Here is a 25568-nt window from a genome sequence, read left to right as displayed (position 1 = left end):
GGACCGTACAATGAATATCCGATCGGCTCGCCCCGACACAGCCGATTATTACGAGGATAACGCTGAAGGCTTGCGAGACCTTGGCGTGCCGGTCGCCGAGCGCGTCTGGCAGACAGTCAAGAACAACAAGTGGCTGATCGCGATCCTGATCACAGCAAGCCTCGTGATCGGTGTCGTCGCGACCTTGATCATGACCCCCAAATACCAGGCGAGCGCCCGCATCGAGATCAGCCGCGTCGAAAATAACGTCACTGCGGTGGAAGGGGTTGAAACGCAGGACCAGGTTCTCGACGCGCAATACTACGAGACCCAGTACGAACTGTTGAAGTCGCGCTCGCTCGCCGAGCAAGTCGTGCGGCAAGGCAAGCTCGCCTCAGACGAGGCGTTCCTGAAGGCTTTCGATATCGATACAGCCGATGCCGGTTTTGCGCGCGATCCGGAGAGGGCTCTCGCCAATCTCCTCTTGGATAATGTTTCCATCTCACCGGTCGGTTCGTCTAACCTGGTCGATATCCGCTTCACCAGCCCAAGCCCGGCAGTTTCTGCGCGCATCGCCAATTCTTGGGCGAACGAATACATTGCCAGCAATCTCAGCAGGCGCTTCGGTGCCACCAATGAAGCGCGCCAGTTCCTGGAAGGCCGGATCGAACAGCTGAGAGAGCGTCTCGAAACAGCAGAGCGCGAGCTCATCACCTATGCCGCCGAGCGCAACCTTTTCACTATCGAGACGCCTGAAACCGGCAGCAGCAGTGAGACAGCCTCCCAGACGCTGGTTGCCAGCGACCTCCAGGCGCTCAACACTGCGCTTGCGCAGGCAACCACTGAGAGGATCGCTGCCCAGAGCGCGCTCGATGCGACCGCTACCGCCCTTTCGCCTGAAGATGCGGCCGCTATCCAGCCGCTGCGCCAACGAAGGGCTGAGCTTTCCGCCCAGCGTGCGCAACTGCGCGCTACTGCTGGCGAAGAATACCCAACTGTCCGAGCCCTCTCTGAACAAATCAGCCAGCTTGACCGCGAAATTGCTGCAGCCGAGCGCCGTTCTGGCAGCGCGGTTCGTGCACGGTTCCAGCAGGCTCTCGAAACGGAACAGCGCTTGAGAGCGCGCGTCAACGAACTGCGTGACGAGTTCGTCGGCCAGAGGCGCGACAGCGTACAGTACAATATCCTGCAGCGCGAAGTCGACACGACACAGGCACTCTATAATTCCCTGTTGCAGCGCTACCGCGAAATTGGCGTCGCTGGTGTTGGTGAAAACAACATCGCGATGGTCGACGCCGCCGAAGTACCGACCGTTCCCTCCGAGCCCAACCTTCTTCGAAACCTCCTGCTATCGCTGCTGATCGGCGCTGCAGCTGCAGGTGGTATTATCCTGCTTCGCGAGAAGCTGGACCAGAGCGTCCGCGATCCCGCAGAAGTGCCCGAACTCCTCGGAGTACCGCTCTTGGGCAGCATCCCTGCATCGAGGGAGAATGATCTTGCAGACGAGTTGGAGAGCAAGCACTCCGAGCTCTACGAGGCCTACTTCAACCTCTTTACGACGCTCGGATTCCTCTCCGAGAACGGTGTGCCGAAACGCCTGATGCTTGGCAGCACGCGGCCAGCAGAAGGCAAAAGCCTGTCAAGCGTCGCCTTGGCGAAGATCCTCGCCGAGCGCGGTAAGCGGGTGCTGCTGCTCGATGCAGACATGCGTCACTCCGGCCTTTCGAAGTACCTCGATGTCTCCGGCGGCAAGGGGCTCAGCAATTACCTGCGCGGCGAAGATGACTGGCAGTCGCTGGTACAGATTGCCAAGCCGTTCAACTTCGAGCTCATTCCCGCCGGACGCCAGCCGCCCAATGCAGCAGAATTGCTCGCAGGCGACCGTTTCGAGGAGTTTCTCGGCAAACTCGAAGCGCGGTATGACCATGTCATTATCGATGCGCCCCCAGTGCTGGGCCTCGCCGATGCACCGCTCATCGCTTCCGCTGTGGAAGGCGTGGTCATGGTGGTGGAAGCAAACCGCGGGAAGGTGCGCATGATCGCGCAGGCTCTCGACCGACTGGAGCGAGGCGGCGGCAAGATTTTTGGTGCCGTCGTGACCAAGCTCGACGAGCGTAACCAGTCCTATGGCTACGGTTACGGTTATGGCTACGGGTACTCCTATGGCGAGAAACCGAAACTGAGCGAAGTAGCCTGAGGAGACCGGCGTTGAGCCTGCGAGGCATTCTTGCAGCAAGCTTCGTTGCGCTGGCGCCAATCCTTGCCCTGCATGCGCAGGTGAATGCAGGGGGCCTTGCCCCTGGCTGGGCCAATGCCTGGAACGGCTTCCGTGTCGCTGATCTCGCCTTGGCTCAGGTGCGGGCCTCGCAGGTCGATGAGGCGAGACTGTCTCTCCGCATCGATGATATTGCGTCGAAAACTGCGAGAGTTGCCTACTCGAGGGAGCCTCTGGCTACCAAGGCCCACTTCGTTCTCGCGATGGCGAGTGACACTCAAAGCGATGAGTTATTGGCGGCATCGAGATCGCTGAACAAGCGCGAGCGCCTGACAGGACTTATGCTTGTGCAGATGGCCGCGCAGGACGGAGAAATTGCCAAGCTCTTCCCGCTGCTTGATCAGCTGTCGCGCACCGAGCCTGAACTTTCTTCGCAGTTGGTCGCGATCCTTTCCGAGAACCTCGGAGACCCGGATGCCCTACCTTTGATCCGGGAAGCGCTTTCCTTCGAGCCTGTCTGGGCGCCTGCCTTCTGGCGAAGCGTGCCTAATACGGATGCGGCCTTGAATGCTTTCCTGAGCCTTCGATCCGACCTTGATGCTGACCTTGACGAGCAAGCCAACCGCAACCTTCTGGCACGCCTGGTTTCCAACAAGCGCTTTGGCGACGCTTTCACCGTGTACGGCGCAATCGCCCCGGCGGTCGACATGACCAAGAACGCACTCAAAGCAGACTACCCGCCAATCGATTGGCAATTGCGAACTTCGCGTGAAGCGCAGGCTCGCCTGACGGGATCAGCCGCTCTCCAAATCTTCGTCGAGCAGAATGCAGCCGGTGAGTTAGCCCGCAAACTGATCGTCATCCAGCCAGGATCCTATTCCTTCCAGAGCGACGTCAACATAGGCCAGGGAACCGGTGACATCACCGCCAGCATCGAATGCGTATCTAATCAGAGCGGCCGCGCTCTTACCACCAGCATAGTGGCAACAAAGAACTGGCAGTTTGATGCACCCGATTGCGACTATGCTTGGCTGATCTTGAGGGGTTCTGCTTGGGAAAGTTCATTGCCGCTGGAAGCGACGGTGAAGCGCTTGGTGCTCGAAATACCGCGATAGAAATCTCTCCGCTGCCCCCAGCTTCAAACGTGTTTTCCTAATCAAGCTCCGCATTCACCTGCCACCAGGAAGTTTGGGTGAGCGAGGCGCTGTGCCATTCCTCAAAAAGCAGCTTTGCTGTCGACGTCGGCACTCCACAGATTTTCGACTTTGTCCTTGGTGACCAAGTAACTTCGGCGGTAGCGCGCGGGTAGCGACCCTCCGCACACTCAGCCTGAATGAGCAAAAAGGCACTGACCAGTCCCGATGGGATCGCCAGGAAAACGATTATGGCAACAAGAAAGCGGAGCGTAGCTTGATGGTGAAAGGCCACGCCAACCTGCGATCCCGTGGAAAGAAGCCTTATCGTAGCTCCTCATGGCCAAGAACCCGTCGACAGGACGGGCAGGCTTCGGCCTTCAATGCGTTATGGCACTGCAGCGTCTTGTTCAATCTCATGTGGGCCTGTTGTCTGACCGAAAGCCCCGACGATTTCGCAAGTGCTTCCAAGTTAATTTAGCGAAACAAACGGGCACAGCTGCACCCATCCAACCCTGAGGCAAGAACAGTATAAAATAGACACCTTATTTGTCAAGTTAAACAAGTACTTACATGCTATTTTACCCGCATGCAGTGAGCCTTCTCCTGCATACAAACCTGTTTTTTAAGAGCACGGATTGGAAGCGGTATTGGCAGAGGTCGAAACAACGCCCGAATTGCGCGCCAAGTGGGTAGATATTGCCAAAGCCATATCTATCCTATTGATTTTATTAGGTCATGCAACGCAACATGTCTCGATATACACGGGCGAAGATGGCATTTTGCATGGCTTCGTAACAATGCTGACGCCAGTACGCGTTCCCATGTTTTTCTTCATATCCGGCCTATTTTCTATGTCTTTCTATATGGGACACAATAAACGGATAACCGAACGTTTGCTGCAACTATCAAAGGTCTATGCAGTATGGAGCATTCTGTCGCTTCTATTTGCAAAAATGCTTTTCCCCTCGGCTGAATCGCACCTCGCTGGGCTCGCATTTACGGATGCGGTAGCTGAGTTCATACTTCCAAGCGCATTCCCCTGGTTTTTGTGGGCGCTAGCGATTTTCAATCTCGTCGCTGCATTTGGCTTGAGGCATGTCCCTCTATTCACCTTGCTTATCGCCATCGGCCTCTCCGCTGCGCTCGTCACGATTCCTTATGATCTTCCCGGCACCCATGCGGTGGGCGGGGTTGGCATTTATGCAAATTTCCTTTTCTTTGTCCTGCCCTTCTATGTCGCAAATGCGCGAGAGCGGATCGAGCGTCTCGCTCCGCTAAGAACAGCCTGCACAGCTGGAATAGCTTACTGCGCGTTACTGTTCGCCAGCGAGGCGCAGGGCAATTCCTGGCTAAAGCCGGCCTTCACAATCACAGCCACCTGCGCCGGTATTATCACGCTCCTCTGCTTGGCTCGTATCTTGGAAAACACCGGCAGGGTGCAGCTGACCATGAGTTATATCGGGCAAAAGACGCTGCCGATTTATGTAATGCATGGACTGATAAGCCTCGGAATGGCGAAAATTGCTTTCGGAGCAGGAATGTTCGGCTCTCCTCTTGTTGATGCACTTGTGACCATCGCAATCGCCGGCTTCAGTGCGGGGATAAGCGTGTTGATCGAGCGATTATTGCCGCGGAGTGTAAGCGATACCATCTTTATGCCAACGCGCCGAAAAGCAGGTGCAAGCAATGGTCACGCGAGCTCGATTTCCGTTCCTAATTCTGCCGTTTAGACGCGAAAATCGAATTACCATGCATGGCTGCGAGTAGGCGAGCACCTTGCGCCAAAGCCTTTATCGCAGATCAACCACTTATCCTGCACCGCGTCCCTCGCGTGTCACCAAATCAACATTTGTCTGAAACCACGGGGCCGCTGCCTCGTTGGGCGGTCATGCCGTCCCATTCCGTATTGTTCGTCTGCCTCGGCAACATCTGCCGGTCCCCCCTTGCCGAAGCCGCCTTCCGCCGCGCTGCACAGGAGGCCGGGCTCGACGTGCTTGTCGATAGCGCCGGCACGGCCGACTACCATGTCGGCCAGCCGCCCGATCCGCGCAGTATCGACGAGGCGCGCAGGCAAGGCATCGACATTTCGGGCTATCGCGGGCGGCAGCTGGCGGCAGAGGATTTCCACCGCTTCGATTTCATCCTCGGCATGGACCGGTCGAACATGCACGGTATCGCCGCGCGCGATCCCGGCAATGGCAAGGCGCGCACAGTCATGCTGCTCGACCTCGTGCCCGGCCAGAAGGGCCGCGAGGTGGGCGATCCCTATTACGGCGGCACGGACGGGTTTCGCGTGACCTGGAACGAAGTCGATGCGGGCGCGCAGGCGCTCGTGGCAGTGCTGCTGTCCGATCATGGCTGACGAGGACAAGCGGCGCGCGCGGCCGGTCCCGGCATCGCGCCTGGGCAGGCTGGCAGGCTTCGGCGGGCTGGCAGGCGGCATGTTCGCCGGCGCGCTGGGCGAAGGCGCACGCCGGCTGGCTGCAGGCGAGCGGCCGAGCATGGACCAGCTGCTCCTCACCCCAGGCAATGCGAAACGCATGGCGGACAAGCTGTCGCACATGCGCGGCGCGGCGATGAAGCTGGGCCAGATGATTTCCATGGACGCAGGCGATGCCCTGCCGCCCGAGCTTTCCGCCATCCTCGCCCGCCTGCGCGAACAGGCCGATTTCATGCCGCCACGCCAGCTAGACAAGGTGCTGGCCGAGCAGTGGGGCACGGACTGGCGCAAGCTCTTCCGCCGGTTCGAGCCGCGCCCCATCGCCGCCGCGTCCATCGGACAGGTCCACCGAGCCCTGACCCGCGACGGGCGCGCGGTGGCGATCAAGGTGCAATATCCCGGCGTTGCCAAGAGCATCGAATCGGACGTGGACAATGTCGCCGGACTGCTGCGCATGACCGGCCTCTTGCCCGACAGCCTAGATATCGCGCCGATGCTGGCTGCGGCGAAGGAGCAGCTGCGCGAGGAAGCCGATTACGAGCGCGAAGGCCGGATGATGCAGGTCTATGCCGAACTGCTGGACGGCGACGCGCGCTTCGTGGTGCCCGAGCTGCAGCCGGACCTGACCCGCCCGCACATCCTTGCCATGAGTTTCGAGGAGGGCCGCCCGATCGAGGCGCTGGCGGACGAACCGCAGGACCTGCGCGATTCGGTCTTCTCGAGCTTCATCGAACTGGTCGGGCGCGAATTATTCGATTTCGGCTTCATGCAGACCGACCCCAATTTCGCGAACTACCGTTTCCGCGCCGATACCGGGCAGGTCGTGCTGCTCGATTTCGGCGCAGCCCGCAAAGTCGATCCGGCGGTCGCCTCGCACTACCGCCGCCTGCTGCAGGCAGGACTGGACGAGGACCGCGAACGGGTCCGCGAGGAGGCCGTCTCTGCTGGCTTTATTTCCCCCCAAGCGCTCGCTCGCCATCCAGAGCGGATTGCCAAGGCCATCGACATCATCGTTACCGAAATGGCGCGGCCCGGGAAGTTCGACTTCGGCGACCGGGCTTTCGTGCCTGAGATCACGGAAGAGGCGATGCCGATCGCCAAGGACAAGCAGAGCTGGCACGTCCCGCCGCCCGAAACGCTGTTCGTCCAGCGCAAGGTGAGCGGGACCGCGCTGCTCGGCGCAAGGCTGAAAGCGCGGGTGGACGTGCGTTCGATCGTCGGGGACCTGCTGGCAGAAACCGCCGCGTAGGTTTGCCGGCCTGTCGCGTCCAGGGCCTAGCCGCCGCGTAGGGTCTTTACGCCGAAATCGCGCTCGAACAGGTAAAGCAAGATGCGCGCCGCCTCGCCGCGGTCGCCTTCCAGCCCGCCGTCGCGTTCCATCAGCAGGCGGGCATCGTCATGCGCCTTGGGCAGCAGTTCGGTGATCTGCTCGAAACTGGCGATGGCGAAAGGCGTGTCGCCCGATTGCCGCGTGCCGAGCAATTCGCCTCCGCCGCGCAGGCGCAAATCCTCCTCGGCAAGGACGAAACCGTCCTGCGTCTCGCGCATCAGGGCGAGGCGTTCGCGTGCGGTTTCCGACAGCATTTCGCCATGCAGCAGTACGCAGAAGCTCTTCTCGCTCCCCCGCCCCACCCGTCCGCGTAGCTGGTGGAGCTGGGCCAGGCCGAAGCGCTCCGCCTGCTCGATCACCATGAGCGTCGCGTTAGGCACGTCTACGCCGACCTCGATCACCGTGGTCGCTACCAGTAGCTTGGCATGGCCGCTGGCGAAGCGTTCCATGGCCGCGTCCTTCATTTCCGGGGCCAGCTGGCCATGGACGAGCACGACGTCGTCGCCGAACCGCTCTTTCAGCGAGGCGTAGCGGGCCTCGGCAGCCGCGATCTCGTCCGCTCCGTCGCTTTCGCGGACCATCGGACAGACCCAGTAGGCCTGCCGCCCATCCGCGATTTGCGCCGCGAGCCGTTCGACCAGCGCAGGGATGCGGTCCTGCCCCATTACCACCGTGTCGATGGCCTGTCGTCCCGGTGGCAATTCGTCGAGCTTGCTGACGTCCAGTTCGCCATATTGGGCCAGCGTCAGCGTGCGCGGGATCGGCGTTGCGGTCATGGCAAGTACGTGCGGCGCGCGCTTGCCCTTGCTTGCGAGCATCAGTCGCTGGCCGACCCCGAAGCGGTGCTGTTCGTCGATCACCACCATGGCGAGATTGCGATAGGCGACCTTGTCCTGGAAAATCGCATGGGTGCCGACGACGATATCGATGCTGCCGTCGAGGAGGCCCATCAGCGTCGCCTCGCGGGCCTTGCCCTTGTCGCGCCCGGTCAGCAGGGCAACGTGCGAGCCGGTCGGCTCGGCCATGCGGCGCAGGCTCTCGTAATGCTGGCGGGCGAGGATTTCGGTGGGCGCGAGCAGTGCCGCCTGCGCACCCGCCTCCACCGCGATCAGCATGGCCTCCAGCGCGACGACGGTCTTGCCCGCCCCGACATCGCCCTGCAGCAGGCGCAGCATCGGCGCTTCCTGCGCCATGTCGCCTTCTATCTCGGCGATCGAACGCTTCTGCGCCCCCGTCAGCGGGAACGGCAGGTCGAGCTTGCCGCGATAGCTGCCGTCGCCCTTCAATGGCTGACCCTTGCGCCGGCGATTGTCGGCGCGCACCAGCATCAGGGCCAGCGAATTGGCGAACAGCTCGTCATAGGCCAGCCGGTCGCGCGCCAGCCTGTCCTCGGCCTTGTGCGCGCGGACCACCGCCTCGCGCCACGCGGGCCAGCCTTCCTTGGCGACCTGTGTCGGTTCGATCCATTCGGGTAATTCCGGACACCGCGCCAGCGCCTGCTCGACGAGGCCCGCCACCTTGGGCTGGGTTAGCCCTTCTGACAGGCGATAGACCGGCTCGCACAGGCGTTGCAGCGTATCGCCGCCTTCCTCCACCACGTGGTCGGGATGGACGATCTGCAGCATGTCACCGAAGCGTTCGAGCTTGCCCGCTACCCAGCGGGTTTCGCCCACGGGCAGCTGTTTCTTGGCGGTATAGGACGCGCGCCCGAAATAGGTCAGGGCGAGGACGTTGCCGATGCTGTCCTGCGCCAGCACGCGGTAAGGCGCGCGCGGCGAGCGGCCGCTGCGATGTTCGGTGACAGTTAGCTTGACGACGATGTTCTCGCCCTCGCCCGCCTCGTCGAGCGTCTCCACCGCGCGGCGCGACACGAAGCGTTCGGGGAGGTGGTAGACGAGGTCGCGCAGCCGCGTCAGGCCGAGCTTGTCTAGCGGCTTCTTCAGCTTCGGGCCGACGCCGTCCAGCGTCTCGGTTTCGGCGAACAGGGGGTTGAGGACGTCGGGCCGCATCGTCCACACGCTATAGCCGCTTGCACGCGTTTGGCGAGTGCCCTACCCGCCCCATCCATGGTTCAAGCCCTGACATTCGAAGGCCGCAAGCAGCGCGCCCGTTTCCGTGCCTGGCACCGCGGCACGCGCGAAGCCGATTACATGATCGGCGGCTTTTTCGATCGCTATCACGAAGGCTGGGGCGAGGAGGAACTCGGCTGGTTCGAGGCGCTGCTCGAGGAAGACGACGTCGATGTCATGGCCTGGGCGCTGAAAACGCAGGAAACGCCGGTCCGCTTCCAAGGCGCGCTGATGGCGAAGATGCAGCTGCTCGATTATGTCGACATTCCGCGTTGACGGGAACAGGGGGGACGCTATCGCGCTGTCCCTTCGATGCCCGACCTTTCCCGGATCCTCAAAGCCCGCCAGCCGCTGACGCTGGCGCAGGTCGCCCGCGGGGCGCAGCCACTGGTGATGGCCGACCTTGCGCGCGCCAGCACGGGACGCGCCGTCTTCATCGCGCCCGACGATGCGGCGATGCGGGCCATCACCGATGCGGCGCATTTCTTCGCACCCGAGCTCGACGTCATCGAGTTTCCCGCCTGGGATTCGCTGCCCTACGACCGCGCCAGCCCGGCACTGTCGGTCAGTGCCAAACGGCTGGCTGCGCTTCACCGCCTGCAGACCGGCAAGGCGAAGGCGCAGCTGGTAGTCACCACGGCCAATGCCGTGCTCCAGCGCGTGCTCACGCCGTTCCGTATTCGCGAAAGCGTGCGCGAGTTCAAACCCGGCACGGAAATCGGACGTGAAAGCCTGTCGCTGCTGCTCCAGAAACAGGGCTACAGCCGCACCGACACGGTCATCGACAAGGGCGAATACGCCATTCGTGGGTCGATCGTGGACGTCTTCCCGAGCGGCCTCGACGAAGCCCTGCGGCTCGACTTCTTCGGCGACGAGCTGGAGTCCCTGCGCAGTTTCGACCCGAACACGCAGATGTCCACCGGCAGGCTCGACAGCCATTTGCTGCTGCCTGCCAGCGAGGCGCTGCTCGACGAAGACAGCATCAAGCGCTTCCGCAGCCGGTATCGCGAGATGTTCGGCGCCAATGCCACGCAGGACCCGCTCTACGAAGCGGTCAGCGAGGGGCGCAGGCTCGCCGGAATGGAACACTGGCTGCCGCTGTTCGAAGACCGGCTGGTCACGCTGTTCGACCACCTCGGCGAGGATGACCTCGTCGTCATCGACCAGGCTTCGCTCGCTGCGGCGGAAGAGCGTATCAAGGACGTCTCCGACTATTTCGAGCAGAGGAAGGCGATCAGCGGGCAGGCCAAGGGCAATTACCGCCCGCTGGCACCCGACGCGCTCTACCTGAAGGAAGACGAGTTCAAGCAGGCGCTCGCCGCAGCGCCCGCGCACCGTGCAACGCCATTCGACGAGCCGGAGAGCGACACGGTGGTCGGTTTCGGCTTCCGCTCGGGCCGCGATTTCACACCCGAACGCGCACGCGGCGACAATGTCTACCCGGTGCTGGCGGATCACCTGAAAGCTCTCGGCAAGGCGGGCAAGCGCCCGCTACTCGCTGCCTATTCGACCGGCAGCCGCGCCCGCATCGCGTCGATTCTGGAAGAAGCGGGCCAGCCGGTCGCGCTGGCGGACAGCTGGCAGGAAGCGCTCGGCCTCTCTGCCAAGGGCAAGCCCGCCGCCATGGTCCTGCCGCTGGAGGCCAGCTTCGCCAATGACGAGATGGAACTGCTCACCGAGCAGGACATCCTCGGCGACCGCCTCGTGCGCCGCAAGAAGAAGCGCAAGGACGCCGACGCATTCCTTGCCGAATTGCAGGCTCTCGCGGTAGGCGATCTCATCGTCCATACCGAGCACGGTATCGGCAAGTATCTCGGCCTCTCGCCCATCCAGGTCGGCAAGTCGAAGCACGACTGCGTGCAGCTGGAATACAAGGGCGGCGACAAGCTGTTCATCCCGGTGGAGAACATCGACGTTCTCAGCCGCTACGGCTCTTCCGAGGAAGCGGTCATGCTCGACAAGCTGGGCGGCGAAGCCTGGCAGAAGCGCCGAGCCCGCCTGAAGGAGCGTATCCGCGAAATCGCGGGCGAACTGCTCAAGGTCGCAGCAGCGCGCGCTCTGCGGAAGGCGCCCGTGCTGGAGGTCGAGGAGGGCCCGTACAACCAGTTCCTCGACCGCTTCCAGTACGAGGAAACCGACGACCAGGACCGCGCCATTGCCGACGTCCTGTCCGATCTCGAGAGCGGCAAGCCGATGGACCGGCTGGTCTGTGGCGACGTCGGCTTCGGCAAGACCGAGGTCGCCCTGCGCGCCGCCTTCGTCGCCGCGATGAACGGCCAGCAGGTTGCGATTGTAGCGCCGACCACCCTGCTCGCGCGCCAGCATTTCGAGAACTTCAGCCAGCGTTTCAACGGCTTCCCCTTAAAGGTTGGCCGCCTCTCGCGCCTCGTCCCTGCCAAGGAAATGAAGGATACGCGCGAAGGGCTGGAAAAGGGCGATATCGACATCGTCGTCGGCACCCACGCGATCCTCTCGAAGCAGACCAAGTTCAAGAACCTCGGACTCGTGATCGTGGACGAGGAGCAGCGCTTCGGGGTGAACCACAAGGAAAAGCTCAAGCAGCTGCGCGCCGACGTGCATATGCTGACGCTGACCGCCACGCCCATCCCGCGCACGCTGCAGATGGCCATGACTGGCCTGCGCGAACTCTCGACCATCCAGACGCCGCCCGTGGATCGCCTCGCGGTGCGCACCTACGTCATGGAATGGGACGACATGGTGATGCGCGAGGCGCTGCTGCGCGAACACCATCGCGGCGGGCAGAGCTTCATCGTCGTGCCGCGCATTTCGGACATGGAACAGGTGTCCGACTGGCTCCACGAACACGTGCCGGAAGTGAAATTCGTCGCCGCCCACGGCCAGATGGGTGCAGGCGAGATCGAAGAGCGGATGAGCGCCTTCTACGAGGGCAAATACGACGTGCTGCTGGCGACGACCATCGTCGAAAGCGGCCTCGACCTGCCGAGCGCGAACACGATCATCATCCACCGGGCCGACATCTTCGGCCTCGCGCAGCTCTACCAGCTGCGCGGCCGTGTGGGCCGGTCGAAACTGCGCGCCTATGCCTACCTCACCTACGCCGCCGACACGCAGCTATCGGAAGTGGCGGAAAAGCGCCTCAAGGTCCTCGGCGATCTCGACAGCCTGGGCGCAGGCTTCCAGCTGGCCAGCCACGACCTCGACATTCGCGGCGCGGGCAATTTGTTGGGCGACGAACAGTCAGGCCACATCCGCGAGGTCGGGTTCGAGCTCTACCAGTCGATGCTGGAGGACGCGATCCTGGCCGCCAAGGCCGGCGAGCTTGGTCTCGAGCCCAAGCGCGAGACGGTCAGCCCGCAGATCACGGTGGATGCGCCGATCATGATTCCGGAGGACTACGTCCCCGACCTCGCCGTGCGCATGGCGCTCTACCGCCGCCTCAACGACGCGGAAAGCAAGGGCGATGTAGAGGCACTGGCTGCCGAGATGATCGACCGCTTCGGCCCCCTGCCATTTGCCACCGAGAACCTCGTCCGCCTCATCCAGATCAAGCTGCAGGCGATCGAGGCGAACATCGCCAAGATCGACGTCGGCGCGGCCGGCACGCTGGTTACCTTCCACCAGGACGACTTCCCCGACGGCCCGGGCCTCATTGCCTATGTCGACCGCCTCCAGGGTACGGCCAAGCTGCGCCCCGACATGAAGCTGGTGATCAGCCGGGCGTGGAGTTCGCCGGAAAGCCGCCTCAACGGCCTGTTCCAGCTGACTAAGGGCCTGTCGGGCATCGCCCGCAAGTCGAAGAAGCGCGAAAAGCAGGCCGCCTAGGCAGAAGCGAGCTCGAGGAAATCCGTTACCGCGACCGGTTCGGCGCGCAGGAAACCCTGGTAGTATTCGCAGCCCTCGGCAGCGCAGAAATCGCGCTGTTCCGTCGTCTCCACGCCCTCGACCAGAACCTTCAGGTCGAGAGCCCTCGCCATGCCCATGATGGCACGGAACACCGCCTGGTCGCGCTCGTCCTCCGCCACGCCGTCGACCATCGACCGGTCGAGCTTGATGCAGTCGAGCGGCAACACCTTGAGGTAGCGGAAATTGCAGAAGCCCGCGCCAAAATCGTCGAGCGCGATGCGGCAGTCGAGCAGCTTCAGCTGGTCCAACACGCTCGCCACGCGGTCGAGATCGCCCAGCAGCACCTGCTCGATGATCTCCAGCGTCACGCGTTCTAGCGAAAAGCCGACCCGCTCCGACAGGCGCGCGAAATCGAGCGCGAAATTGTCGGCCCCGAGGTCCGCCGGTGTGATGTTGAGCGAAAGACGCAAGTGCGCTGGCCAGTCGCGCGCCTGTTCCATCGCGCGCTGGGCAATGTGACGCGACAGGTGCGCCGTATGGTCGGCGCGCTCGGCGATCTGGAACAGAGAAGCCGCTCCCATGCGGCCGATCTGCGGGTGGTGCCAGCGGGCAAGTGCCTCGGCCCCGATCATTTCGTCGGTGTCGAGCGAATATTGCGGCTGGAACAGGATCTCGATTTCGTCACCGTCGATGGCGGCGAGAAGGTCCGCCTCCAGTTCGTGGCTCGAGCGCTTGCTCGATGCGACCGCCCCGCTCGACCATGCGATGCGCGAACCGGCAGACTGGCGGGTGCGTGCGGCAACTTCGGACAGGCGGTCGAGAATAGATTCGGCATCGTCGTTTTCACCGGCCCGCATCAATGCGAGCCTCGGCCAGAGCCGCAAATTCGCGCCGCCTTCGGGATTGGCAATTGGCCCTGCAATCGCATCGGCCAGCGCCTCTGCCAGCCACTGCCAACGCTCCCTGGTGCACTCCTCGCGCGCCAGCAGGACGAAATTGCCTCCGTTTAGCCGCGCAGCCAGCCAGACCCCGCTTTCAAGCTCGTCGGCTGCGAAATGGCGGATGCGCTGGGCCACTTCGACCAGCGCCACGTCGCCCGTGCTTTCGCCGAAAGCGACGTTCACCGTGTCGATCCTGCCGATGGTGATGAGCATCGCGTGGATGGGACAGTTGCCGGCATAGCCCGGCCATTCCGACTGCCAGCGCCATACCGTCCGGCGCATTTGCGCCGGGTCGGCGAGACCCGTCAGAATGTCCCTCGTTTCGTCCATATCCGGCTCAACTGCACGACCCATGCAACCCCGCTTATCCCCCTTACGTAAAAATTATGCCACAAATTCCGGCTTTGTTGCCAAATGGGACGCCGTTCCATAGGGATGCGCTCCACTGCCGCGCCGAACCGGCGGGCGAAGACGGGACAGGCAATGGGCGATTACAGCCGACTGGCACTGCTGGTTTCCGATTCCGATCGGGCACAGGAAGCCGCCGAGCAGGTGTTCCGCCCGCTCGCCGACTGGGTCCCGCTGGAAGAAGCGGATGCCGCCGTAGTGCTCGGCGGGGACGGGTTCATGTTGCAAAGCCTCCACGCCATGCTCGATGCGGACCGCATCGTACCGGCCTACGGGGTAAACCTAGGCACGGTGGGCTTCCTGATGAACCGCAACCGCCAGCCCGAACGGCTGCTGGCGCGCATCGCCAAGGCGAAGGAACTGAGCATCAGCCCGCTCACCATGGAAGCACGAACGCAGGACGGGCGCACGCAGCGCTTCTGCGCCATCAACGAAGTCTCGCTGCTGCGCGAAACCCGCCAGACCGCCAAGATCGAGGTGTCGGTGGACGACAAAGTGCGGATCAAGGAACTGGTCTGCGACGGTGTGCTGCTGTCGACGCCTGCCGGCTCGACAGCCTACAACCTTTCCGCCGACGGACCGATCCTGCCGCTTGATTCCCAGCTTTTCGCGCTGACGCCCATCTCCGCCTTCCGCCCGCGCCGATGGAAGGGCGCGATCATCCCTGACCGCAGCTGCGTGACCTTCCGCGTTCTCGAGGCGGACAAGCGCCCGGTGGCGGCCGTGGCCGACCAGCGCGAGCTGCGCGACGTGGCCGAAGTGCGCCTGGAAATCGCGCGCGACAAGGCGCTCACCCTGCTGTTCGACCCGGGCCACACGCTCGACGAACGCATCGTTGCAGAGCAATTCGTGGTCTGAGTGTGGGCAGCGGTCCACACCGCCCCGATTTTTTGAAAAACCCGGCTTGCCAAAGCAAATCCTCGCCCATATAGGCGCACCCCTGCCTTCGGGCTGCTCCCCGATAGCTCAGCGGTAGAGTAGGTGACTGTTAATCACTTGGTCGTTGGTTCGAATCCAACTCGGGGAGCCATTTTCCATTTCGCAGCCAATCGCTCGCGACCGGAAAACCCTCTTATTTCCTAGGAAAACTTGTTCGCAGACGCGCGCATGCATTCGTTGCCGCGCGTGCTGTTTCGGGCTATTGGTGGGGGACCAAATGGGGGAATACCTCATAGTCTAACTGCGAGGCATGTATGGGCAAGCTGACCCAAGCACACGTAAAGGCAGCCCTCAACAAACCCGGACGTCATCACGATGGCGACGGATTGATCCTGTTCGTGCGCGATTCCGGCCAGGCAAGCTGGGTTGCACGGGTGCAGAATAACGGAAAACGCCGCGAGTTCGGTCTTGGTAGCCTGCGCGCAGTGGGACTGAGTGAGGCTCGGGAAAAGGCATCATTGGTGAAGGCGGCGCTGATTGCTGGCCGCGACCCTCATTTGGCCTTGAGACCCCCAAAGGAAATGACCCGCACATTTCGCGAAGCTGCGCTGGGCTTCCTCGAAGCCAAGACTGCCGATGCAAAGATTTCAGATGCAAAGCGACGGCAAAGCCTATCGCAACTGAAGACCTACGCCTTTCCAGCCCTCGGCAAGTTACAAGTGCAGAGCATCGATGCGGATACAATCGCTAATTGCCTGCGCCCGATCTGGACGCGCAAGCCTGAAACCGCCCGCAAGGTGCGCAGCCTTATCATTCGCACCCTGCGCTTTGCCCGCCCCGATGGTGCACTGTTCATCGGCACACTTGGGCCAGCTGTTGCCGACCGGCTGCCAGCACAACCGAAGCGCGGGAACTTTGAGGCCCTGCCCTATTCCGAACTGCCTGCCCTCATGGCGCGGCTGGTGGACAAGCGTGGCATGGGTGCGCTGGCGCTGCGCGCTGCGGTCCTGACCGCGACACGCAGCGGTGAAGTGCGCGGTGCAACGTGGAATGAGGTCGATCTTGACGCCGCTGTGTGGACCATCCCTGCCGACCGCATGAAAGCCCGCAAACTGCATCGCATTCCGTTGTCGCCAGCCGCTGCCGTGCTGTTCCGAGAAATGGCTTCAATCCGGCAGGCAGGAACCGACCTTATCTTTCCAGCTGGCAGCGGGAACGAGTTGAGCAACATGACACTTACCAAGGTCCTGCGTGATATGAAGGTGCCCTGCACGGTGCATGGATTCCGGTCGACCTTCCGCGACTGGGCGGCAGAACAGACGAGCTTACCCGGCGAAGTAGCTGAGGCAGCCCTTGCCCATACCGTGCCCAAAGCTGTTGAGGCTGCATATCGCCGCACAGACTTCTTCGACAAACGCCGCGACATGATGGACGCTTGGGCCGGTTTCGTGATGGGCACCGGCGGCGCGGAGATTGTTGCTATTGAAGCGACTGCCCGGAATTGAGGGCTTTGCGCGCAAGGGACTGTCTCGCATCTGTTTGCCGGCACTAGCAGCCCATCGGCTCCCTAATCCTCGATACGGAACCTATTGCCGCGCTCTGTGGCTTGCTGCGAAGCTGACAAGCGCAACATTGCCCATCCGGCAAAGTTCGCTAATCAATGCAAATGTCTATTCCTGATTACCAAACGCTGATGCTCCCAGTGTTGCAAGTTGCAGCTCAAGGCGAGACACGTGTGCCGATTGCATCGGAGACTATTGCCGATCAGTTCGCCCTATCCGAGGAAGAGCGCGAGGAACTTCTGCCCAGCGGGAAGCAGGCACTTCTTCACAATCGCGTGCACTGGGCAAAGTTCTACATGACCAAGGCTGGCTTGATCGACAGCCCATCGCGCGGCGTGTTTGTCGCATCCGACGCTGGAAAAGCATTGTTGGCGAAAAACCCCAAACGGATCGATGTTGAACTACTCAAGACATATCCGGCGTTCATTGAGTTCTACGACAAGAGCAATTCGAGCAAAAGTGACTCCCAAGACACCGCCCAGGAACAGGCGGCGGCATCTGAAACGACACCCGAAGAACAAATTGATGCGGCCAACTCGGTCTTGACCAAGGCATTAAAGGCCGACCTACTCAGCCGCGTTCATGAGCAGACGCCCACGTTTTTCGAACACCTGATCGTCGAATTGCTGGTCGCGATGGGTTACGGTGGCTCCCACGAAAGCGCTGCACGGCGGCTCGGAAAATCAGGTGATGGTGGCATTGACGGCATCATCGACGAAGATCGCCTCGGCCTCGACCGCATTTACGTTCAGGCTAAGCGATACAGTCCTGAACAGACAATTGGTCGCCCCGCCATCCAAGGTTTCGTCGGTAGCTTGATAGGCTTCGGGGCAACAAAGGGCGTGTTCGTGACTACATGCACGTTCAGCAGACAGGCTCTCGACTATGTTGAGAACCTACAGCAGCGAGTCATTCTGATCGATGGCGACCGACTTGCCGAATTGATGATCGAGTTCGGTATCGGTGTCAGGGTAAGTCGCGTCGTCCAGGTCAAACGCCTCGATGAAGATTTCTTCGCTGATTGAATCATGTCTGGCCCACGGGAGATCGGCATCGCTAGAGCCTTGAGCCTAGAATCCGGCCCTAACCCCTTCCCGCTTTCATTTAGGGGTGAAACAGCGACGGAAGCCGCCGAGGTAGTTTCGGCCCTTTTTGCTTGAGTGCGAACACGCAGGCATCAAGCTCGCCGCGGTTGAACTCGACCCTGAACTATTCCGGCAGTTAAGCGGTGAGGGTGCATCGGCTTTTAGACTGATCGAGAACGCTCGGTTGCGCTGCGAGGTGCGTTTTCTACGACCTTCAGTCCGCTCCTGAGAACCACTCAATCTCCGGTAATATCCACCGCATCAATGGTTGCGTGTCATTGGAGGACGGAAATCGCCTCTGCCTGACCTGCACTTCGACGAGAACACAATCGATCATCTGCGCAGAGAAACTACCGGCCGCGTGATTTGCCGCGACGACCCTCTGCATTACACTTGGGCAATTCTCCGACGCGCTAGTCTTGTGCATCGCAACCCCTGACGGCATGTTCCGCATGTATTCGCCTTTGCTCGCTTGAAAGCGCGAGCGCCAAGTGGAGGATCTGCGAATGGCCTCAACGCCGGAAAGTGTTGACGCGCTAGCGATCATCGAAGGATGGGGATGGGACCATGCCGATCCTCGTTTCGAGTTTCATGTGCCTGTCATGGTGCCGATTAGCGAAGCGATCAATCGCCTGGCCATGGAAGGGCACCATGATCCGGCTGGCGCCATGCTTATGTTGCTGGGGGAAGGCAAGCTCCAAGCAACCGGTCACTACCGCTGGAAGAAATACCTAGATGGTCATTTTGCAAGGGAAGGAACCGGACCAATCCCAGCCCACCGCTGGGTAGTTCTTAGACAGGGATGCGATGCCAATAAAGGCCTTCGACCAAACGAGGGCGCGTTTCAATTTATTGATGCGGACTGGAACGGAGGCAAGGAACCGCGCGCGGACTGGAGTTGGCAGAACGATTGCTTTTCAACCGCCCAAGTTTCGGGAGGCGATTGGCTTGATGAGGGCTACTTCGAGGAATCCTATAGCGTCACCGACATAGAAGTGCGTCCGGCAGAGGCCAATTGCGGCTCGTTCCAAATCGACGCTTCAGAAGGCGGTGGGGCAAAGAGCAATCGAGGGGGCGCGCCTGCAAAGTATGACTGGGAACGGGCTGTCGCCGCCGTTGTATTCCAGTGGGCTGACGATGGGTCTTGGCACCCCGACATCCAGGCAGATGTAAAGAAACGCCTTTCCGCGTGGTTTGCCGAACACGATCAGTATCCTTCCGACAGTTTACTAAAGGAACGTGCGCGTTGGCTTTTCGCCGAGTTTCAGCGTCGGAGAGACGAGGCCGATAACGTCGCAACCTAGGGTTTCCGGCCTGTTATTGGCCCTGCTGGCCGACTTCCGGGGCCGTTCGCAGGTATTCCCCGTTTCACACCCGTTCCCGTCCGTGAACGGGCTTGAACGGAAAGGATATGATAAATGGAACCTGTGCTTTGCAGCATTGCGGATGCAGCCCGCACTCTGGGGATCGGCAAGACCAAGACCTACGAATTGATCGAACGGGGCGCCTTGGAAACGATCACCATTGATGCCCGACGGCTGGTGAAAGTGGAGAGCATCAAGCGCCTGGCCGATGGCGCGACGGCGAAAAGCGCGGCGTGAGTGCCCCATGGCTGACAAGTTCCGCCGGGCAAAGGTGCCGCGCCATGTTCGCGTCTATCATCGTCAGATGCAGTCCGACGCTTGGCGGCATCTGTCAGGGAGTGGGGTCAAAGTCTTGCTGGCGCTGGCCGCGCTTGAAAAGGGCGACAACAACGGTGAGTTCTTCCTATCTGCTCGGAAGGGGGCAGAGATAACTGGCCTGGGCAAGAATGCGGTCAATCGAGCGCTTCACGAATTGCAGGACAAGGGATTCATTTACTGCGCAAAAAGGGGAGGCTTCTCGCGCAAGACACCTCACGCTGCTTGCTGGGGCCTGACTTGGCAAGGGGGGCCAAAGGGAAGCGAACATCGCGCTCCTTCGCATGCCTATGAAAAGTGGCGGCCTGCAAAAAAATGCGGTCCCCAAACTGCGGACAACACCGTCCCCGAAATAAGGTCAGTGAGGCAAAATCCACCCCACAACTGTCCTCCAAACGGGGACAATAAAACCAGAGAATTGGCGGAAAACCGCCAAAGTTCGGCTGTCCGTAAATCGGGGACACATAATAGTTACCAGGGGCTACCTCCCGATCATGCGACAAAGAGTGCGACGGTCATCTCTCCGACCTTCTGGTGGAATCCCCATCCCACCAGATCCCTCATTCCACTCATTTATGCGGTTACCTTGGCCGCTTTGCTAGACGACGCCATCAACAAAAGGATCGCTGCATGACGGACGTCGAACGCCGCGCTCTTTGGCAGCACTGGTGCGACTATGGAGGAGATTTCCCCCACGCGTGCCAATCAATGATCTGCGGGGCGCGCACCCGTGCGGGAACACCCTGTAAGCGGCGCGACCTCTATCGATCTGGGCGGTGCAAATTGCACGGGGCGCTTTCGACTGGGCCGCGCACAGCAAGGGGCGAGCGACGATCAGCGCGCAACGGCAAGCGCACAAAAAGGGGCAAACTCCATGAGAGGGTAAAGAAGCCTAATGATTTAGGAAAATCTGGCAGCGCGGCTGGACCAACTGGAGACTGAAATGGGCGGATTTGGTTCAGGACAGTATGGTGGCAGACCAACGACAGATGCGTCACTGCGCATCGATTTGGCTTGGCTCTTACGGACAGGCCGGGCGCGGGAAGGAAGCGACATTTCTGGATCGCTGCACTGGACTTGTGGCGGTTCGCCAAGCGGATCGATCGGCTATCGGGCTGTCATGAGCGAACCTGGTTTGGAACGGCTTGTCCTGAACTATATGCGCGGCAGCGGCGAGGATGCTGAGCGAGTTCTACAATCGATATATCTTTCCCACACGGTCCCCAATTACGGGGGAAAGCGCTGGTGGATGATTTGCCCTTATCGCGGCCATCGCGTTGGCAAATTGTATCTACCGCCAGGTGGGGACCGTTTCGCATCCCGACAAGCATGGCGGCTGGGCTATCAGTGCCAGCGAGATTCAGCGCGGGACCGCCCTTTTGAACGACTGTTCCGGTTGCAGAAGAAGCTCGGCTGCGATCAGGGCTGGGAAGCAGGTATCCAGCGCCCCAAGGGCATGTGGCACCGAACCTTCGATCGGCATTTGGAACGCTATTGGGAACTCGATGACGAGTGCGCCTCGGAAATGGCAGCGATGATGGGCCGACTGTTGGGGAGATAGTCGGCCTAGGCAGCAAGGCGCGCTTGCCGTTCTCAGTCTATCGGGGCAGAACGCAGACGATCACAGGGGAGCGCATGCGTGCCGGAATTACAGTTTAAAGGCAAAGAGTTCGTCTATAATCATCATCTGACAGTGCCCTTTCGCCCGCTTGAGATGCAGGCAGACAAGGGCATCGGCAATGCCCGGCTGGACGGCAACCTCATAGTGCATGGTGATAACCTCCACGCGCTGAAGGCATTGCTGCCAATGTATGCGGGCAAGATAGACTGCTTTTACATCGATCCGCCCTACAATACGGGAAAGGATGACTGGAGCTATAGCGACCGCGTCGACGCGCCCATGATTAAGGAATGGGTGAACGACAACCCTATCAACGTTGATGACAAGCTTCGGCACGATAAATGGCTAACTATGATGTGGCCGCGGGTATCGTTAATCCGTGAACTACTACGCCCCGGCGGTATCCTATTTGTTAGCATCGACGATAACGAAGTCGCAGCCGCAACGCTGATGTTGCAGGAGCTTTTCGGTGACCGCTCTCATCTAGGCACCATCATTTGGAAAAACGCCACTGACAACAATCCCACTAATGTTGCGGTCGAGCATGAGTATGTCTTGGTTTTCTGTCACAAGAGAGATGAGGTAGAACCGGTCTGGAAATCTCCATGGTCCGACTTAAAGGAACAGATGACGGCTGTGGGCGCGAAGATTTTGGACCAGTCGTCTGACTTGGAAGAGGCTCAGGCATCCTATTCCAAATGGTTCAGGCAGCATAGGTCACAGCTTGGTCCATTGGCTGAATATAACCGAATTGATGACGGGGGAATCTACACAGCCAGCCGAAGCGTCCACAACCCTGGCAAGGAGGGTTACCGCTGGGAACTGGAAAATCCCTTGACGGGTAAGCCAGTGCCTCAGCCTTTGATGGGATACCGCTTTCCGGAAGAAACCCGAGATAAGCTGCTAGAGCAAAATCGCATCATTTTCAGCGAGAATGAGGACCAGCTTATTCGGCTCAGACTGCCATTGTCGGACTATCGCGAAAAGATGCCGAGTTTGATCGAGATCGATGGCCGGCGAGGTGCGAATGAATTGCGAGCCATTTTTCCAGAACGAAAACAGGCATTCAAAAATCCGAAGACATTCACTCTGATCGAGTGGCTGCTTTCCTACGTTACAGATCAATCCGCCATTATTGTCGACTCTTTTGCAGGATCGGGCACCACTGCCCACGCAGTGCTGGAACTGAACCGGCGAGATGGAGGGAACCGGAGATTCATCTTGGCGGAAGGCGAGGACTACGCCGATGATTTGACCGCCGAACGTGTGCGCCGCGTAATCAGCGCAAATGACGGCGGTGACGAGAGTTTCACCTTCTGCACTTTGGGAGCGCCCGTCGAAATGGACGCGGTGCTCTCCGGCGAAAACCTGCCCACAGTCTATTCAATCGCGGGCCTGCTGTGGCACACAGCCACCGCCACGCCGCTGGAAGCCGCTAGTATCGCGCCAGCCGCCGACATTGCGGATGGCCTGCACAAGCTGGGCACCCATGGCGGGCGCACTTATTGGCTGCACTACAAACCCGATCTGGCCTGGCTAAAATCCGGCGGGGCGGCGCTGTCGCTCTCTATGGCCCGCGCTGTGGCGGCAACGGGTGAAGGCAATCATCTGGTGTTTGCCCCGGCCAAGTTCGTCTCGCGCGAATTGTTGGCGCGCGAACGGCTTGACGTGGACTACGCCCCGCTGCCCTTCGCGCTTTACCGGCTGGAGACGGCATAGGTGGCCTTCCGCGAACTCGATTATCAGGCCCGCGCCCTAGCCGCGTTGGACGCATGGCTGGAGCGGCTGGGCGAGGAAAAGGCCAAGGCCGATAAGGTGGCCGAAGTCCGCGCCGCCAACCCGGAACTGGACATTCCCCTGCCCGACTTCCCCGCCAAGGCATGGGAGCGGCTGGCGGCTGACAAGGGCGTGCCCGGCGGACGGACCTTTTCCCCGCGCCTTTCGGGCGATGACTGGCCGGTGCCCAATGCCACGCTGAAAGTGCCGACCGGCGGCGGCAAGACCTATCTCGCCTGCGCGGCACTCTCACGCATCTTTGGCCGGTATGTTTCTGCCAACACCGGCATGGTGCTGTGGATCGTGCCGAACGAGGCGATCTATTCCCAGACTTTGAAAGCCCTGCGGGACCGCGACCACGCCTATCGCCAAACACTGGATCGCGCGGCAGCCAACCGTGTGAAAGTCCTGGAAAAAGACGATCCGTTGCACAAGACCGATCTGGACACGCATCTGTGCGTCATGGTGCTGATGCTGCAATCGTCCAACCGCGAAAATCAGGAAAGCCTGCGCCTGTTCCGCGACCGTGGCGATGTGCACGGTTTTGTGCCAGCCGATGGCGAACAGGCCGCTCATAAGGCCCTTAAAGACGCCATTCCGAACCTCTCAATCTATGACCTTGGTGATGGCGGTCCGCCCTGGCCAATGGTGAAGGCCAGCATGGGGAATGCCATGCGGATCGTGCGCCCGGTCGTCATCATGGATGAAGGACAGAAGGCAGTTTCCGATCTGGCTCATTCCACGCTCTACGGCTTCAATCCCCGACTGGTGCTGGAATTGAGTGCCACGCCCAAGGATGTTCCCCCACGTCCAGCACGCAACGGACAGCCGGCACGCGAAGGCCGCACTGCCAATATCCTTGTCGAGATTACCGGGCGCGAACTGGAACGCGAGGGCATGATCAAGATGCCCATGAATGTCTCCCCCCTTCCCGGCGGAGAATGGCAGGCCACACTGGCCAAGGCATGGGAGCGGCTGGAACAGCTTGAACGCACCTCACGCGAATATGAAGGCGACGGCGGGCGCTATATCCGCCCGATCCTGCTGGTGCAGGTGGAGCGCACCGGCAAGGAACAGGCCGAAGCGGGATTCATCCATGCAGATAACGCACGCGACTGGTTGAAGGCCGTGGCGGGTCTGGAAGATGACGAAATAGCCTACAAGACCGCCGAACAGAACGATCTGGACAAGCCGGAGAACAGAGACCTGCTAAGCCCTAAGTGCCGGGTGCGGGCGATCATCACCAAGGCGGCGCTGGCCGAGGGCTGGGATTGCCCGTTTGCCTATGTGCTGTGTGCCTTGGCCGCTAATAGCAACGAAGGAGCGCTGACGCAGCTTGTGGGACGTATCCTGCGCCAGCCGCACGCGATAAAGACCAACGTGGATGCGTTGGACGAATGCTATGTCTTTGCCCATCGCGCCGACACCCAAGCGACGGTGACAGCCATTCGCGAAGGGCTACAGGGCGATGGTCTGGGCGATCTGGCGGTCGATGTGAACCTATCGGACAGTGGCGGCGCGTCCAGCGACGCCCCAATTGCCCGCAAGGTGCAGCGACGCGATGCATTCCGCACCACCGCGATTGCCCTGCCTCAAGTCCTGACTGTGGAGGCCGAAGGCGTCGCCCGTCCCTTCGATGCCGAAACTGACCTGTTCCCGCTAATCGACTGGGCCAAACTGGACCTTGCCCCGCTCGCCGACAAGCTGCCCAAAGAGCGGCTGGGCGACGATCATCACCTGATCCGGCTAAGCGCTGGCGATGCTGGTGTGGAAGTGGCAGATGGCCCGTTGCAAGCCGCATCCGCCATTGCCGCCTTTGATGGTGCCTATGCCGTCAGGATATTGGCGGACCTCGTGCCCAATGCCTTCACCGCCTGGGCGCTTGTGGACGATCTGCTAAATAAATTGCGCGCGAACGGTTGGGCTGATGCAGACTTCGCGCGGCTCGCCTCCTTCCTGATCGACGAATTAAGAAAGGAACTGGACCGGGAACGCGAGCGGCAGGCGGCGGAACTGTTCGCCTCGGGGCTGGATGCCGGAACGATTCAGTTCGCCCTGCGCGGGGACGATCACGACTGGCACGCACCCTTTGAGCTGCCGACCGGCCAACCGGAGAGTGCCGCGCCATTGCTGAGCGCATCGCACGGACCCTTGGAGCGAAGCCTGTTCCTGCCGATCTATCGCGCCGACCTGAACGAGGAAGAACAAGGCGTCGCCGTTTATCTCGACCGTGAGTCCGCCGTGCGCTGGTGGCACCGCAACGGCACCGGGCGTGGCAGCTATGGCCTGCGCGGCTGGCGACGCGGCAATATCTATCCCGACTTCCTGCTGGCAGCGACCCGCGACGAAGCCGACCGGGAACGGATTGTCGTGCTGGAAACTAAGGGCGTGCACTTGGCTGGCAACGAGGACACCGAATACAAGCGGGCATTGCTGGAAAAGCTGACCGACAAGTTCTCTGTGATGCCGCATACGGCGGACGGCTTGCCACTAACTGTCGAGCCGTTCGACTTCACGGCTGCGCTGGTCGTCTTCAGCAATGTGCAGGCCGAATTGCCTGCGATGATCCATGCCGGGAAGTGACGGCCAATTGTTCGCCCACGTTCGCCGCTTGGTGGGGGAA

General features: G+C 61.0%; 19 protein-coding genes and 1 tRNA gene. 18 read left to right on the top strand and 2 right to left on the bottom strand.

Going from position 1 to position 25568, the window contains the following annotated elements:
- The first annotated feature begins 10 nt into the window (after positions 1-10).
- The 5 genes from LCL94_RS11400 (at position 11) to LCL94_RS11380 (ending at position 7019) form a co-directional block, all read left to right on the top strand.
- A complete protein-coding gene (locus LCL94_RS11400) occupies positions 11-2176 on the top strand; it encodes a GumC family protein (protein WP_224832299.1) in 2166 nt (721 codons plus the stop codon).
- A gap of 11 nt (positions 2177-2187) precedes the next feature.
- Positions 2188-3309 carry a hypothetical protein gene (locus LCL94_RS11395; RefSeq protein ID WP_224832298.1) on the top strand — a complete coding sequence of 374 codons (1122 nt, stop codon included), beginning with the start codon at positions 2188-2190 and terminating at the stop codon, positions 3307-3309.
- Positions 3310-3977: 668 nt separating this feature from the next.
- Positions 3978-5060, top strand: coding sequence for an acyltransferase family protein (locus LCL94_RS11390; protein WP_224832297.1), 1083 nt, complete (start codon positions 3978-3980; stop codon positions 5058-5060).
- A 158-nt stretch (positions 5061-5218) separates the two neighbouring features.
- Positions 5219-5692 carry a low molecular weight protein-tyrosine-phosphatase gene (locus tag LCL94_RS11385; RefSeq protein ID WP_224832296.1) on the top strand — a complete coding sequence of 158 codons (474 nt, stop codon included), beginning with the start codon at positions 5219-5221 and terminating at the stop codon, positions 5690-5692.
- Complete coding sequence (locus LCL94_RS11380; protein ID WP_224832295.1) at positions 5685-7019, top strand: ABC1 kinase family protein; 1335 nt, start codon at positions 5685-5687, stop codon at positions 7017-7019. The genes LCL94_RS11385 and LCL94_RS11380 overlap by 8 nt, the downstream gene beginning before the upstream one ends.
- A 26-nt stretch (positions 7020-7045) precedes the next feature.
- Here LCL94_RS11380 and recG read toward each other — a convergent pair whose 3' ends face one another.
- On the bottom strand, positions 7046-9109 hold the full coding sequence (recG, locus tag LCL94_RS11375; protein WP_224832294.1) for an ATP-dependent DNA helicase RecG: 2064 nt from the start codon (positions 9107-9109) through the stop codon (positions 7046-7048).
- Positions 9110-9166: 57 nt separating this feature from the next.
- Between recG and LCL94_RS11370 the strand changes: the two genes are divergently transcribed.
- Positions 9167-9445, top strand: coding sequence for a succinate dehydrogenase assembly factor 2 (locus tag LCL94_RS11370; protein WP_160606549.1), 279 nt, complete (start codon positions 9167-9169; stop codon positions 9443-9445).
- A 36-nt stretch (positions 9446-9481) separates the two neighbouring features.
- On the top strand, positions 9482-12973 hold the full coding sequence (gene mfd / locus LCL94_RS11365) for a transcription-repair coupling factor (RefSeq protein ID WP_224832293.1): 3492 nt from the start codon (positions 9482-9484) through the stop codon (positions 12971-12973).
- On the opposite strand, the gene LCL94_RS11360 is transcribed toward mfd, so the two are convergent.
- A complete protein-coding gene (locus LCL94_RS11360) occupies positions 12970-14289 on the bottom strand; it encodes a GGDEF domain-containing phosphodiesterase (RefSeq protein ID WP_224832292.1) in 1320 nt (439 codons plus the stop codon). The two genes, mfd and LCL94_RS11360, sit on opposite strands and share 4 nt — an antisense overlap.
- Before the next feature lie 129 nt (positions 14290-14418).
- Between LCL94_RS11360 and LCL94_RS11355 the strand changes: the two genes are divergently transcribed.
- The 11 genes from LCL94_RS11355 (at position 14419) to LCL94_RS11310 (ending at position 25528) form a co-directional block, all read left to right on the top strand.
- Positions 14419-15201, top strand: coding sequence for an NAD kinase (locus tag LCL94_RS11355; RefSeq protein WP_224832710.1), 783 nt, complete (start codon positions 14419-14421; stop codon positions 15199-15201).
- Positions 15202-15298: 97 nt separating this feature from the next.
- Positions 15299-15373: transfer RNA gene (locus tag LCL94_RS11350), tRNA-Asn, on the top strand.
- A gap of 163 nt (positions 15374-15536) precedes the next feature.
- The gene (locus LCL94_RS11345; protein ID WP_224832291.1) at positions 15537-16727 is read left to right on the top strand and encodes a tyrosine-type recombinase/integrase; all 1191 of its coding nucleotides are present in this window, start codon (positions 15537-15539) and stop codon (positions 16725-16727) included.
- 161 nt (positions 16728-16888) lie between these two features.
- Positions 16889-17809 (top strand): restriction endonuclease, encoded by a 921-nt coding sequence (locus LCL94_RS11340; protein ID WP_224832290.1) that lies wholly within the window; start codon positions 16889-16891, stop codon positions 17807-17809.
- Between the two features lie 566 nt (positions 17810-18375).
- Positions 18376-19173, top strand: coding sequence for a hypothetical protein (locus LCL94_RS11335; protein WP_224832289.1), 798 nt, complete (start codon positions 18376-18378; stop codon positions 19171-19173).
- A gap of 114 nt (positions 19174-19287) precedes the next feature.
- On the top strand, positions 19288-19470 hold the full coding sequence (locus LCL94_RS11330; protein WP_224832288.1) for a helix-turn-helix domain-containing protein: 183 nt from the start codon (positions 19288-19290) through the stop codon (positions 19468-19470).
- A gap of 7 nt (positions 19471-19477) precedes the next feature.
- A complete protein-coding gene (locus LCL94_RS11325; RefSeq protein ID WP_224832287.1) occupies positions 19478-20182 on the top strand; it encodes a helix-turn-helix domain-containing protein in 705 nt (234 codons plus the stop codon).
- Positions 20179-20490 (top strand): HGGxSTG domain-containing protein, encoded by a 312-nt coding sequence (locus LCL94_RS13500; RefSeq protein ID WP_412070781.1) that lies wholly within the window; start codon positions 20179-20181, stop codon positions 20488-20490. The genes LCL94_RS11325 and LCL94_RS13500 overlap by 4 nt, the downstream gene beginning before the upstream one ends.
- A 178-nt stretch (positions 20491-20668) precedes the next feature.
- Complete coding sequence (locus LCL94_RS11320; protein WP_224832286.1) at positions 20669-21109, top strand: hypothetical protein; 441 nt, start codon at positions 20669-20671, stop codon at positions 21107-21109.
- Between the two features lie 78 nt (positions 21110-21187).
- A complete protein-coding gene (locus LCL94_RS11315; protein WP_224832285.1) occupies positions 21188-22888 on the top strand; it encodes a site-specific DNA-methyltransferase in 1701 nt (566 codons plus the stop codon).
- A complete protein-coding gene (locus LCL94_RS11310; RefSeq protein WP_224832284.1) occupies positions 22889-25528 on the top strand; it encodes a DEAD/DEAH box helicase family protein in 2640 nt (879 codons plus the stop codon).
- Positions 25529-25568 lie beyond the last annotated feature (40 nt).

The organism is Qipengyuania gaetbuli (genome assembly GCF_020171365.1).
GTDB classification, from domain to species: domain Bacteria; phylum Pseudomonadota; class Alphaproteobacteria; order Sphingomonadales; family Sphingomonadaceae; genus Qipengyuania; species Qipengyuania gaetbuli_B.
This window is presented reverse-complemented; position numbering and strand designations above follow the sequence as displayed.